This window comes from Paracoccus suum (assembly GCF_003324675.1).
GTDB lineage: Bacteria > Pseudomonadota > Alphaproteobacteria > Rhodobacterales > Rhodobacteraceae > Paracoccus > Paracoccus suum.
Window position 1 is genome coordinate 1,308,234 of record NZ_CP030918.1, and the last position, 12,231, is coordinate 1,320,464.

General features: G+C 64.0%; 15 protein-coding genes and 1 pseudogene. 14 read left to right on the plus strand and 2 right to left on the minus strand.

Features of this window, described 5'->3' with window-relative positions; translation table 11 throughout:
• Positions 1 to 144 precede the first annotated feature (144 nt).
• From DRW48_RS06305 to tuf, 6 genes are all read left to right on the plus strand, one after another.
• On the plus strand, positions 145 to 1,092 hold the full coding sequence (locus tag DRW48_RS06305; protein WP_114075671.1) for a DMT family transporter: 948 nt from the start codon (positions 145 to 147) through the stop codon (positions 1,090 to 1,092).
• Positions 1,089 to 1,943: a putative rhamnosyl transferase gene (locus DRW48_RS06310; RefSeq protein ID WP_241963397.1), complete on the plus strand. Its 855-nt coding sequence runs from the start codon at positions 1,089 to 1,091 to the stop codon at positions 1,941 to 1,943. The genes DRW48_RS06305 and DRW48_RS06310 overlap by 4 nt, the downstream gene beginning before the upstream one ends.
• A 312-nt stretch (positions 1,944 to 2,255) precedes the next feature.
• Positions 2,256 to 2,627 carry a 30S ribosomal protein S12 gene (rpsL, locus tag DRW48_RS06315; RefSeq protein ID WP_010399029.1) on the plus strand — a complete coding sequence of 124 codons (372 nt, stop codon included), beginning with the start codon at positions 2,256 to 2,258 and terminating at the stop codon, positions 2,625 to 2,627.
• Positions 2,628 to 2,639: 12 nt separating this feature from the next.
• Complete coding sequence (rpsG, locus tag DRW48_RS06320) at positions 2,640 to 3,110, plus strand: 30S ribosomal protein S7 (protein WP_114075672.1); 471 nt, start codon at positions 2,640 to 2,642, stop codon at positions 3,108 to 3,110.
• A 9-nt stretch (positions 3,111 to 3,119) separates the two neighbouring features.
• A complete protein-coding gene (fusA, locus tag DRW48_RS06325) occupies positions 3,120 to 5,243 on the plus strand; it encodes an elongation factor G (RefSeq protein ID WP_114075673.1) in 2,124 nt (707 codons plus the stop codon).
• A gap of 45 nt (positions 5,244 to 5,288) precedes the next feature.
• The gene (tuf, locus tag DRW48_RS06330) at positions 5,289 to 6,464 is read left to right on the plus strand and encodes an elongation factor Tu (RefSeq protein ID WP_114075655.1); all 1,176 of its coding nucleotides are present in this window, start codon (positions 5,289 to 5,291) and stop codon (positions 6,462 to 6,464) included.
• 160 nt (positions 6,465 to 6,624) lie between these two features.
• Here the strand turns inward: tuf and DRW48_RS06335 are convergent, their stop codons facing one another.
• Both DRW48_RS06335 and DRW48_RS06340 read right to left on the minus strand, forming a co-directional pair.
• Entirely contained in the window at positions 6,625 to 7,155 is a 531-nt protein-coding gene (locus tag DRW48_RS06335; protein WP_114075674.1) for a DUF488 domain-containing protein, read from the minus strand.
• 5 nt (positions 7,156 to 7,160) lie between these two features.
• Positions 7,161 to 7,367 (minus strand): hypervirulence associated TUDOR domain-containing protein, encoded by a 207-nt coding sequence (locus tag DRW48_RS06340; RefSeq protein WP_114075675.1) that lies wholly within the window; start codon positions 7,365 to 7,367, stop codon positions 7,161 to 7,163.
• 297 nt (positions 7,368 to 7,664) lie between these two features.
• On the opposite strand from DRW48_RS06340, the gene rpsJ reads away from it, so the two are divergent.
• The 8 genes and pseudogenes from rpsJ (at position 7,665) to rpsC (ending at position 12,229) form a co-directional block, all read left to right on the plus strand.
• Positions 7,665 to 7,973 carry a 30S ribosomal protein S10 gene (gene rpsJ / locus DRW48_RS06345; protein ID WP_114075676.1) on the plus strand — a complete coding sequence of 103 codons (309 nt, stop codon included), beginning with the start codon at positions 7,665 to 7,667 and terminating at the stop codon, positions 7,971 to 7,973.
• A gap of 13 nt (positions 7,974 to 7,986) precedes the next feature.
• Positions 7,987 to 8,889, plus strand: coding sequence for a 50S ribosomal protein L3 (gene rplC / locus DRW48_RS06350; protein WP_114075677.1), 903 nt, complete (start codon positions 7,987 to 7,989; stop codon positions 8,887 to 8,889).
• Positions 8,879 to 9,514, plus strand: a complete 636-nt coding sequence (rplD, locus tag DRW48_RS06355) for a 50S ribosomal protein L4 (RefSeq protein WP_114075678.1) — start codon at positions 8,879 to 8,881, stop codon at positions 9,512 to 9,514. Before rplC ends, rplD begins: the two co-directional genes overlap by 11 nt.
• Positions 9,511 to 9,807, plus strand: a complete 297-nt coding sequence (locus DRW48_RS06360) for a 50S ribosomal protein L23 (protein ID WP_114075679.1) — start codon at positions 9,511 to 9,513, stop codon at positions 9,805 to 9,807. Before rplD ends, DRW48_RS06360 begins: the two co-directional genes overlap by 4 nt.
• 95 nt (positions 9,808 to 9,902) lie before the next feature.
• Positions 9,903 to 10,739 (plus strand): 50S ribosomal protein L2, encoded by an 837-nt coding sequence (rplB, locus tag DRW48_RS06365; RefSeq protein WP_114075680.1) that lies wholly within the window; start codon positions 9,903 to 9,905, stop codon positions 10,737 to 10,739.
• A gap of 3 nt (positions 10,740 to 10,742) precedes the next feature.
• Positions 10,743 to 11,021: a 30S ribosomal protein S19 gene (gene rpsS, locus DRW48_RS06370; RefSeq protein WP_114075681.1), complete on the plus strand. Its 279-nt coding sequence runs from the start codon at positions 10,743 to 10,745 to the stop codon at positions 11,019 to 11,021.
• A gap of 3 nt (positions 11,022 to 11,024) precedes the next feature.
• A pseudogene (gene rplV / locus DRW48_RS06375) lies at positions 11,025 to 11,402 on the plus strand (50S ribosomal protein L22); the annotation flags it as partial.
• 104 nt (positions 11,403 to 11,506) lie between these two features.
• Positions 11,507 to 12,229, plus strand: a complete 723-nt coding sequence (gene rpsC, locus DRW48_RS06380) for a 30S ribosomal protein S3 (RefSeq protein ID WP_114075683.1) — start codon at positions 11,507 to 11,509, stop codon at positions 12,227 to 12,229.
• Positions 12,230 to 12,231 lie beyond the last annotated feature (2 nt).

Sequence of the window (12,231 nt, forward strand, 5' to 3'; positions counted from 1 at the left end):
TTCCTCCGCGACAAGATCCGAAAGGCCCGCCACTGGCGGGCCTTTCGATTGACGGTTAGTTGTCCGCGGCGTGCGGGCGCCGGGACTTGCCGTAGTGACGCCGCGCGGGTAGGGCTGGCTGTCCCCACTAGCCGGCTGGCCGCGATGCGTACCCCCCTCATGTCGTCTCAACGCCGGGTCAAGCCGCCTTCGCTGCGGACCCCGCGCCGGGCCGCGACGGAGGCCGAGAACATCCACGGCGCCGCGCTGATGCTGATCGCGATGACGGCCTTTGCCTGCAACGACGCGACGATGAAATACCTCTCGCAGACGCTGCCGTTGTACGAGGCCATCGCCCTGCGCGGCATCCTGGTCATGCTGGCGCTGCCGCTGATCTTTCTCGGCCGGGGTGGGGTGGACCTGCGCGTGCCGCGGGCCGACTGGCTGCCCCTCGCGCTGCGCACGTTTGGTGAGGTCAGTTCGACGCTGCTGTTCCTGAACGCGCTGCACCACATGCCGATCGGCGAGTTGTCGGCGATCATGCAGGCCTTGCCGCTAATGGTAATGCTCGCCGCCGCCGTGTTCTTTGGCGAGCCTCTGGGCTGGCGGCGGATGGCGGCGGTGATCGTCGGGTTGTTGGGCGTTCTGCTGATCCTGCGTCCCGGCAGCATGTCATTCACCGTCTGGTCGATGGTCGCGCTGGGTTCCGTCCTCGGGGTCGTGCTGCGCGATATGGTGACGCGGATTTTCACGCCCGGGTTGAAGTCCAACACCATCGCCTTCTACGCCTCGCTCGCTGTCACCCTGTCCGCCATTCTCATCCCCTCCGAGCCCTGGCGTCTGCCTCATGTCGGCGAGAGCGGCTTGCTGGTGCTGAATGCAGCCCTTCTGGCACTGGGCTACCTGACCGTAGTCGCGACGATGCGGGTGGGCGACGTGGGCTTTGTGGCACCGTTCCGCTATACCTCGCTGGTGGTGGCCATGATCCTCGGCGCCGTGATCTTTGGCGAGCGGCCCGGGTTCTGGACCCTCACGGGGGCGAGTTTGGTTGTCGCCGCCGGCCTCTACTCCATCTGGCGCGAGCGGCGCCTCAGCCGCAGCGGGGCGATATGATGCGCGTTCAGATGCTGGGGTTGTGCCGCTTCAGTTACCTGGGCCTGCGCGGCTTTCAGGTCGAGCATGATGACATGGAGGAGCGGCGCGCCTTCCTCTATGACGAGGGTCGACTGGTTCGCCGCTGGCACTGGTTCGAAAAGATCACGCTGCCCGCGTTGCGGGCGCAGACCGACCCGGATTTCACCCTGGTGGTGATGACCGGGCCCGACCTGCCCGATCCCTGGCTCAGCCTTCTGCAGCAACTTTGCGAGGAAATGCCGCAACTGGAACTGGCTCTCGTCCCTCCCATGAGGTTCCACCTGCAGGCTTGCAAGCATGCCTTGCTGCCGCACAAGGACATGAGCGCCGATGTAATTGGCCACTTCCGCATGGATGACGATGACGCCGTGGCCATCGATTACGTCGCCCGCGCGCGGGAGGATTTCGGGCTTGTCGAGCCCGCTTGGCACAAACGCAAGGCGGCCTCGATTGACTACATGCGCGGCCTCGTCCTCAAGGCGACCGAGTCGGGGGTCTCCGTCGAACCCAGAATGATCTATAACGCAGTCGCGGGCCTGACCGTCTACCTTCCGCCCGGGGACGAGCGTTCGGCGACGCAACTGCCCCACTGGCGCTTGGGGCATCACATGCCGGGGCTGATCCTGCCTGACGAGATCATGTTTTGCCGATTCTTGAACCATGACAATGATAGTGGCGCGATCGGGCCCGGATACGATTTCGATGGCCCTCCGCCCGACGCGGCCCGCGTGCTCGCAGAGCGGTTCAAGATCGACCTTGCAGACATAAACCGTGATGCGCGGGACTTTGGCCTCCCCCAGGCAGGGCGCAAACACTGGGGCGCGACCTGAGCGGAGTTGTCGTTGCGTGGACAACCGCGCGGGCGCCGGGCGTGGAGGGTTGTTGACAGCCTGACCGATTCTGCCTATACGGCCCGCTACCCGGACGGCTGCCCGCCCGGGCCCCAGAACCGTAGTGGTCAAGATCCGGGCCGGCAACGCTCCGATCCTCTGGAAATCCACCGCAGTGTCCTCGCGCTAGGGGGCATGTGCGGTTTTGGCGTTTGCATGTCCGGTGTATTCGGGATAGGCGGCGCCGCGACATAGTCACTGGCGCCCCCTGGGGTGCATGAGCCGAGAAGCAACACGGGGTTTGAAACCGGAATGCCCACGATCCAGCAGCTGATCCGCAAGCCGCGGCAGCCCAAGGTGCAGCGCAGCAAGTCGCAGCACCTCCAGTCCTGCCCGCAAAAGCGCGGCGTCTGCACGCGCGTCTACACGACGACGCCGAAGAAGCCGAACTCGGCCATGCGTAAGGTTGCCAAGGTGCGCCTGACCAATGGCTTCGAGGTCATCAGCTACATTCCGGGTGAAAAGCACAACCTTCAGGAACACAGCGTTGTCCTGATCCGCGGCGGCCGGGTGAAAGACCTTCCGGGCGTGCGCTACCACATCCTCCGCGGTGTTCTCGATACGCAGGGCGTCAAGGACCGCCGCCAGCGTCGTTCGAAATACGGCGCGAAGCGTCCGAAGTAAGGAGAGGCCCAGATGTCCCGCCGTCACGCCGCCGAAAAGCGCGAAATCCTGCCCGACGCCAAATTCGGCGATCGCGTGCTGACCAAGTTCATGAACAACCTGATGGTGGACGGCAAGAAGTCGATCGCCGAGACGATCGTCTACTCGGCGCTCGACCGGGTTCAGACGCGCCTCAAGCGCGAGCCGATCGAAGTGTTCCACGAGGCTCTTGAGAACGTGAAGCCCTCGGTCGAGGTGCGCTCGCGCCGCGTCGGCGGTGCCACCTATCAGGTCCCGGTCGAAGTTCGCCCGATCCGCCGCGAGGCCCTGGCCATCCGCTGGCTGATCGACGCCAGCAAGAAGCGCAACGAACACACCATGGAAGAGCGCCTCGCGGGCGAGCTGGCCGATGCCGTCAACAACCGCGGCACCGCTGTGAAAAAGCGCGAAGACACCCACAAGATGGCCGACGCCAACAAGGCGTTCAGCCACTACCGCTGGTAAGGATCGATCATGCCCCGCGAATACGCCCTAGACCACTACCGCAATTTCGGGATCATGGCCCATATCGACGCGGGCAAGACCACGACGACCGAACGCATCCTGTTCTACACCGGCAAGAACCATAAGATGGGCGAGACGCACGAAGGCGCCTCGACCATGGACTGGATGGAGCAGGAGCAGGAGCGGGGCATCACCATCACTTCGGCGGCCACCACGACCTCGTGGCAGCGCCAGGAGGACCCGACCAACGAAGGGACCGCCCAGACGAAGTACCGCTTCAACATCATCGACACTCCCGGCCACGTCGACTTCACCATCGAAGTTGAGCGCTCGCTGGCTGTTCTGGACGGCGCGATCTGCCTGTTGGACGCCAACGCCGGTGTCGAGCCGCAGACCGAGACCGTCTGGCGTCAGGCCGACCGCTACAAGGTTCCGCGCATCGTGTTCGTCAACAAGATGGACAAGATCGGCGCCGACTTCTTCAAATGCGTCCAGATGATCAAGGACCGTACTGGCGGCACCCCTTGCCCGATCGCTCTGCCGATCGGCGCTGAGGACAAGCTGGAAGGCGTCATCGACCTGGTCAAGATGGAAGAGTGGATCTGGAAGGGCGAGGACCTGGGCGCGAACTGGGTGCGTCAGCCCATCCGCGCAGAGCTGCAGGACGTCGCCGCCGAGTGGCGCGCCAAGATGATCGAACTCGCCGTCGACATGGACGACGACGCGATGGAGCAATACCTCGAGGGCAACGAGCCCGACGAGAAAACCCTGCGCGAGCTGCTGCGCAAGGGCACGCTGTCGCTGGCTTTCTTCCCGGTGACCGCTGGTTCCTCGTTCAAGAACAAGGGCGTGCAGCCGCTGCTGAACTCGGTGATCGACTACCTACCGTCGCCCCTGGACGTGCCCACCTACGAGGGCTTCCTGCCGGGCGACGAGACCGAGACCCGCAACATCGAGCGCAGCGCCGATGACGCGCAGCCCTACTCGGCCCTCGCGTTCAAAATCATGAACGACCCCTTCGTCGGCTCGCTGACCTTTACCCGCATCTATTCCGGCCAGCTCAAGAAGGGCGATCAGATGCTGAACGCGACCAAGGGCAAGCGCGAGCGCGTCGGCCGCATGATGATGATGCATGCGATCAACCGCGAAGAAATCGAAGAAGCGTTCGCAGGCGACATCATCGCCCTGGCGGGCCTGAAAGAAACCACCACCGGCGACACCCTGTGCGATCCCGCCAAGCCGATCGTCCTGGAAACCATGACCTTCCCCGAGCCCGTGATCGAGATCGCGGTTGAGCCGAAGTCCAAGGCTGACCAGGAAAAGATGGGTCTTGCACTGCAGCGTCTGGCCGCCGAAGATCCGTCCTTCCGCGTCGAGACCGACCTCGAGTCGGGCCAGACCATCATGAAGGGCATGGGCGAACTTCACCTCGACATCCTCGTCGACCGCATGCGTCGCGAGTTCAAGGTCGAGGCGAACATCGGCGCCCCGCAGGTGGCTTACCGCGAGACGATCAGCCAGCCGGCCGAGATCGACTACACCCACAAGAAACAGACCGGCGGCACGGGCCAGTTCGCCCGCATCAAGCTGCAGATCTCGCCGACCGAGCCGGGCGAGGGCTACAGCTTCGAGTCCAAGATCGTCGGCGGCGCGGTGCCGAAGGAATACATCCCCGGCGTTGAAAAGGGCATCAAGTCGGTCATGGACTCCGGTCCGCTCGCGGGCTTCCCGGTGATCGACTTCAAGGTGGCCCTGGTTGACGGCGCCTACCACGACGTCGACTCGTCGGTGCTGGCATTCGAAATCGCAGCCCGGGCTGCCATGCGCGAAGGTCTGCGCAAGGCCGGTGCCAAGCTGCTCGAGCCGATCATGAAGGTCGAGGTCGTGACCCCGGAAGAATACACCGGCTCGATTATCGGCGATCTGACCAGCCGCCGCGGCATGGTGCGTGGCCAGGATACCCGTGGCAACGCCAACGTCATCGACTCGATGGTGCCGCTGGCCAACATGTTCGGCTACATCAACAACCTGCGCTCGATGTCCTCGGGCCGGGCGGTGTTCACCATGCAGTTCGACCACTACGAGGCCGTGCCGCAGAACATCTCGGACGAGATTCAAAAGAAATACGCGTAAGGGACGGGCGGTCCTGCCCCCCGATTCCCTTGACAGGAGGCCATCATGGCGAAGGCAAAATTCGAGCGTAACAAACCGCACGTGAACATCGGGACGATTGGTCACGTTGACCACGGCAAGACGACGCTGACGGCTGCGATCACGAAGTATTTCGGCGAGTTCCGGGCTTATGACCAGATCGACGGCGCGCCGGAGGAGAAGGCGCGCGGGATCACGATCTCGACCGCGCATGTGGAATACGAATCGCCCAACCGGCACTACGCCCATGTCGACTGCCCCGGCCACGCTGACTATGTGAAGAACATGATCACCGGCGCCGCGCAGATGGACGGCGCGATCCTTGTGGTGAACGCGGCCGACGGCCCGATGCCGCAGACCCGCGAGCACATCCTGCTCGGCCGCCAGGTCGGCATCCCGTACATGGTGGTCTACCTCAACAAGGTCGACCAGGTGGATGACGAGGAACTGCTCGAACTGGTCGAGATGGAAGTGCGCGAGCTGCTGTCGTCCTACGACTACCCGGGCGACGATATCCCGATCATCAAGGGCTCGGCGCTTGCGGCGCTGGAAGGCCGTGATCCCGAGATCGGCGAGAACAGCATCAAGGCGCTGATCGAGGCGGTCGACAGCTACATCCCAACCCCCGAGCGTGCGGTCGACCAGCCGTTCCTGCTGCCGATCGAGGACGTGTTCTCGATCTCGGGCCGCGGCACGGTGGTGACGGGCCGGATCGAGCGCGGTGCGGTGAACGTCGGCGACGAACTGGAAATCGTCGGCATCCGGGACACCAAGAAGACGACCTGCACGGGCGTCGAGATGTTCCGCAAGCTGCTGGACCGGGGCGAGGCTGGCGACAACGTCGGCGCGCTGCTGCGCGGCGTGGACCGTGACGGCGTCGAGCGCGGCCAGGTGCTGTGCAAGCCGGGCTCGGTCAAGCCGCACACCAAGTTCGAGGCCGAGGCCTATATCCTGACCAAGGAAGAGGGTGGCCGTCACACGCCGTTCTTTGCCAACTACCGGCCGCAGTTCTACTTCCGCACGACCGACGTGACCGGGACCGTGAACCTGCCGGAAGGCACCGAGATGGTGATGCCGGGCGACAACCTGAAGTTCGAGGTCGAGCTGATTGCGCCGATCGCGATGGAAGAAAAGCTGCGCTTCGCGATCCGCGAAGGCGGCCGCACCGTCGGCGCCGGCGTCGTCTCCAAGATCCTCGCCTGAGACGAGGGCCTGACAAAGAGACTGAAAGGCCGCCCCTCGGGGGCGGCCTTTTGCTGTGGACTGGTCCGCTTTGACCGGGACGCTTTGACCAGGACGCTTCGGCCGACCAAGACGTTGCGCACCTGCCCGACCGAACCCGGCCCCACTGGGCGATGCCAAGTTAAGTTGGATAAACCACGCGCTTGTCAGGCTGAACGACCGCGCCGGGGGTCAGCCTCGCCGGTTCTGCACGATCCTCACCCATGATGTTGAAAACCTCCTCACCCTGAGCGATCAGATTGTCGGCGATGAGGCGCCGGTGGCAGCGCCACCATACCGCTTCAGCACACATGATCGCGCAGCGCCTAGCCCGGCCTTCGGCAATCAGCCGCTCCAACCCTTCGTGGAATTCATCGGAAAGGGCATAATCGGCGTAGTTGAGAAAGCTCTTGTTCTCCCACATGCCGTTAACCTCCGGGGCAATCCGGGCCACCCTCCCACGCCGACCGCCGAGGGCCTCATTGCGTTCATAGCTGATTTGGAAGCCAGCCAGGGTTTCGGAGAGGGCCTGCTCGTTGAACTGCGGGTTCGCGCGAGACATCGCGAATTTTCGAACATCCACCAGCATTTCAATCTGCCAGTGCCGCAGCATCCCGATAAACGCCTCGATGCTGCGGTTGGAATGGCCGATGGTGAAAAACGGCAGGGGCACGGCGCTCAGATCTTGTGAAGAGCGCTACCCTTGTGGGCCGCGATATGATCGGTCTTGTCGCTCTTGATCTCGTATTGCGGGTCTTCCGCGCTCGCGCGGTGAGTATGGCCCTTGTAGTCAAAATCCTCGGTATGAACCTTGATGATCTTGCCCGACACCTTGCCGGCCTCGGAATTCCAGCCCACGTGATCGCCAACCTTGAAATTTGCCATCCTTCAGCCTCCTCTTCTGAACTAACCCCGGAACTGGCTCGGGCAGGCGCTTGCGCCTAGTGTCAGGGGCAAAACAGGCCACCCGACGCGTATTGGCGCATAAATCCCCGGAACCACTTGACACGCAGGCGATCTCGGCTCAAAACCCGCCATCGCTCCCATCCTGCAAGGAATCGGTTGCACCTGTCTAGGCCGCCCACTAAGGGGCGGCCTCGCAGTTTTTTTACGGTCCGATGCTGGCCGCACGCGGTGTGCAGTCAGCCTCTCGATCGAAATCCCCATCAGAGGGATGCTTTGATGCAAAGCCAGAATATCCGTATCCGGCTCAAGGCGTTCGACTTCCGCGTGCTGGATGCCAGCACCCAGGAAATCGTCAACACGGCCAAGCGCACCGGTGCGCAGGTTCGCGGTCCGATCCCGCTGCCGAACAAGATCGAGAAATTCACCGTCCTGCGCGGTCCGCACATCGACAAGAAGTCGCGCGACCAGTGGGAGATCCGCACGCACAAGCGGCTGCTCGACATCGTCGACCCGACCCCCCAGACCGTGGACGCGCTGATGAAGCTCGACCTGGCTGCCGGCGTCGATGTCGAGATCAAGGTCTGAGGAGGGCGCACACATGCTTCGCACAGGTGTAATCGCCAAGAAGCTGGGCATGACCCGGCTGTTCCTCGAGGATGGACGCCAGGTTCCGGTGACCGTCCTGCACATCGACAATCTGCAGGTTGTCGCGCAGCGCACCGCCGAGAAGGATGGCTATGTCGCCGTCCAACTGGGTGCGGGCGAGGCCAAGGCCAAGCGCGTGTCCGGCCCGATGCGCGGTCACTTCGCCAAGGCGAACGTGGCGCCCAAGCGCAAGATCGCCGAGTTCCGCGTGAGCGAGGACAACCTGATCCCGGTCGGCGAGGAAATCATCGCCGCCCACTACTTTGCGGGTCAGTTCGTCGACATCGCCGGCATCTCGATCGGTAAGGGCTTTGCCGGTGCCATGAAGCGTCACAACTTTGGCGGCCTTCGGGCGTCGCATGGTGTGTCGGTGAGCCACCGCTCGCACGGGTCGACCGGCCAGTGCCAGGACCCGGGCAAGGTGTTCAAAGGCAAGAAGATGGCTGGCCATCTTGGTGCCGTGCGTGTCACCACCCAAAACCTGCAGGTCGTCAAGACTGACGCCGAGCGTGGCTTGGTGATGGTCAAAGGGTCGGTCCCCGGCAGCAAGGGTGGCTGGGTCACGATCAAGGACGCAGTCAAGAAGGCGACCCCGGACAACGTGATCTACCCCGCCGCGCTGCGCAGCGCCGCGCGTGAGGCCCTGCGCCTCGCCGAGGAAGCCGCCGCCGCCGCCGCCGCCGAGGAAGAAGCCGCGCGTCAGGCTGCGCTGGAGGCCGAGGCCGCCGCGCAGGAAGCCGCGCTCGCCGAGGCCAATGCCTCGATCGAGGCCGACAAGGCCGCTTCCGATCCGAACGCCGACAAGAATGAGGCCTCGACCGAGGCCGCGCCCGAGGAGAAATCCGATGAAAGCTGATGTGATCTCGTTCGCGTCGGCGGACTCCGGGTCGATTGACCTGCCCGACGACATCTTCGGCCTGACCCCGCGCGCCGACCTGCTGCACCGCGTCGTGCGTTGGCAGCGTGCCAAGGCCCAGGCCGGCACGCACTCGACGCTGGGCAAGTCGGACGTGTCCTACTCGACCAAGAAGATTTATCGCCAGAAGGGCACGGGCGGTGCTCGCCACGGCTCGCGCAAGGCGCCGATCTTCCGCAAGGGTGGCGTCTACAAGGGTCCGGTGCCGCGCAGCCATGCGTTCGACCTGCCCAAGAAGGTCCGCGCCCTGGGTCTGATGCATGCCCTGTCGGCGAAAGCCAGCACGGGCGATCTGGTGATCCTCGAGGATCTGAACCTGACCGATGCCAAGACCGCGTCCGTTGCCAAGGCAATGCGCGAAAAGGGCTGGAAGCGGGTTCTGGTGATCGATGGTGCCGAGGTGAACGAGGGCTTTGCCCGCGCCGCCCGGAACCTCGAAGGGGTCGATGTGCTGCCGTCGATGGGCGCGAATGTTTATGACATCCTGCGCCGTGACACGCTGGTCATCACCCGTGCGGGTGTCGAGGCGCTGAATGCCCGCCTGAAAGGGACGGAAGCGAAATGACCACGAAGCCCGAACATTACGATGTGATCGTCAAGCCGATCATCACCGAGAAGGCGACCATGGCGCAGGAGGCGAATGCCTTTGTGTTCAAGGTTGCGCCCGATGCGAACAAGCCGCAGATCAAGGAAGCGGTCGAGGCCCTGTTCGGCGTCAAGGTCAAGGCGGTCAATACCGTCGTGACCAAGGGCAAGACCAAGAAGTTCCGCGGCCGTCCCGGCGTGCGGAGCGACGTCAAAAAGGCCTATGTGACGCTTGAAGCTGGCAACAGCATCGACGTCTCGACCGGCCTCTGATAGACGACCGCGATCCGGCGGCCTGAAGGGCCGCCGGTCGTTATTTTGCTGAACGACAACGGACCTTTGGTCCAAGGCAACGGAAGACAGAAAGCATGGCACTCAAGTCGTACAAGCCGACGACGCCTGGCCAGCGCGGGCTGGTTCTGATCGACCGTTCGGAGCTTTGGAAAGGCCGCCCGGTCAAGACCCTTACCCAGGGTCTGACCAAGACGGGTGGCCGGAACAACACCGGACGTGTGACCTCGTGGCACAAGGGCGGGGGGGCCAAGCGCCTCTATCGCATTGTCGATTTCAAGCGCACCAAGTTCGACGTTTCGGCCGTCGTCGAGCGGATCGAATACGATCCGAACCGCACCGCGTTCATCGCGCTGCTGAAATATGAAGATGGCGAGCAGACCTACATCCTGGCGCCGCAGCGCCTCGCCGTAGGCGACAAGGTCGTGGCTGGTGCCAAGACCGACGTCAAGCCGGGCAACGCGATGCCGTTCAGCGGCATGCCGATCGGCACGATCGTCCACAACGTCGAGCTGAAGCCCGGCAAGGGCGGCCAGATCGCGCGTTCCGCGGGCACCTATGCGCAGTTCGTCGGTCGTGACGGCGGCTATGCGCAGATCCGCCTCAGCTCGGGAGAGCTGCGTCTCGTGCGTCAGGAATGCATGGCCACCATCGGTGCCGTGTCGAACCCCGACCACAGCAACCAGAACCTCGGCAAGGCCGGCCGCAAGCGTCACATGGGCGTGCGCCCGACCGTTCGCGGTGTTGCCATGAACCCGATCGACCACCCGCATGGTGGTGGTGAGGGCCGGACCTCGGGCGGCCGTCACCCGGTCACCCCGTGGGGCAAGGGCACCAAGGGCAACAAGACGCGTACGAACAAGTCGACCGACAAGTACATCCTGCGGTCGCGTCACGCGAAGAAGGGGCGCTGATCCATGGCACGTTCTATCTGGAAAGGCCCGTTCGTCGACGCCTACGTCCTGCGCAAGGCTGAAAAGTCGCGCGAGGGCGGTCGCTCCGAGGTCATCAAGATCTGGTCGCGTCGCTCGACCATCCTGCCGCAGTTCGTCGGCCTGACGTTCGGCGTCTACAACGGCCACAAGCACATCCCGGTCGCCGTGACCGAGGACATGATCGGTCAGAAGTTCGGTGAATACTCGCCGACCCGGACCTACTACGGTCACGCGGCTGACAAGAAAGCCAAGAGGAAGTAAGCCATGGGCAAGGAACAAAACCCGCGCCGCGTGGCCGACAACGAGGCTTTCGCAAAGACCTCGATGCTGCGCACGTCGCCGCAGAAACTGAACCTGGTCGCAGCCATGATCCGCGGCAAGAAAGTCGACAAGGCGCTTGCCGATCTGACCTTCTCCAAGCGCCGCATCGCCGGCGACGTGAAGAAGTGCCTGCAGTCGGCCATCGCCAATGCCGAGAACAACCACAACCTCGACGTCGACCAACTGGTCGTGGCCGAGGCCTGGGTTGGCAAGGGCATGGTCCTCAAGCGTGGCCGCCCGCGTGCGCGCGGTCGGTTCGGCAAGATCATGAAGCCTTTCTCGGAGATCACGATCAAGGTCCGCGAGATCGACGTCGCGGCGGCCGAGGCGGCCAAGAAGGCCGCCCGCGCCAAGCGTGCGACCGCGTCGAACCGTCAGGCGGCTGCAACCGCCTCCGCCCCCGAAGCTGCCGAGGAGCTCGCGTAATGGGACAGAAGGTCAACCCCATCGGGATGCGCCTGCAGGTCAACCGCACTTGGGACAGCCGCTGGTATGCCGATGACCGCGACTACGGGAACCTCCTGCTGGAGGACCTGAAGATGCGCGAGTTCATCCACAAGGAAGCCAAGCAGGCCGGCGTCAGCCGCGTGGTGATCGAGCGTCCGCACAAGAAGTGCCGCGTCACGATCCATGCCGCCCGCCCGGGTGTCATCATCGGCCGCAAGGGCGCCGAGATCGAAGAACTGCGCAAGAAGCTGGCGAACTTCACCAAGTCGGAACTGCACCTCAACATCGTCGAGGTCCGCAAGCCCGAGATGGACGCACAGCTGGTCGCGGAATCGATTGCCCAGCAGCTCGAGCGTCGCGTCTCGTTCCGTCGCGCCATGAAGCGCGCGGTTCAGAACGCGATGCGCATGGGCGCCCTCGGCATCCGCGTCAACGTCGCCGGCCGTCTGGGGGGCGCCGAGATCGCGCGGACCGAGTGGTATCGCGAGGGCCGGGTGCCCCTCCACACGCTGCGCGCCGACATCGACTATGCCCTGTCCGAGGCGACGACCCCTTACGGGATCATCGGCGTCAAGGTCTGGATCTTCAAAGGCGAGATCATGGAACATGACCCGCAGGCCCACGACCGTCGCGCCACCGAGGCGCAAGAGGGTCCTGGTCCGCGCGGTCCGCGCCGTGATCGCGACCGCGACGCGCGCTGAGA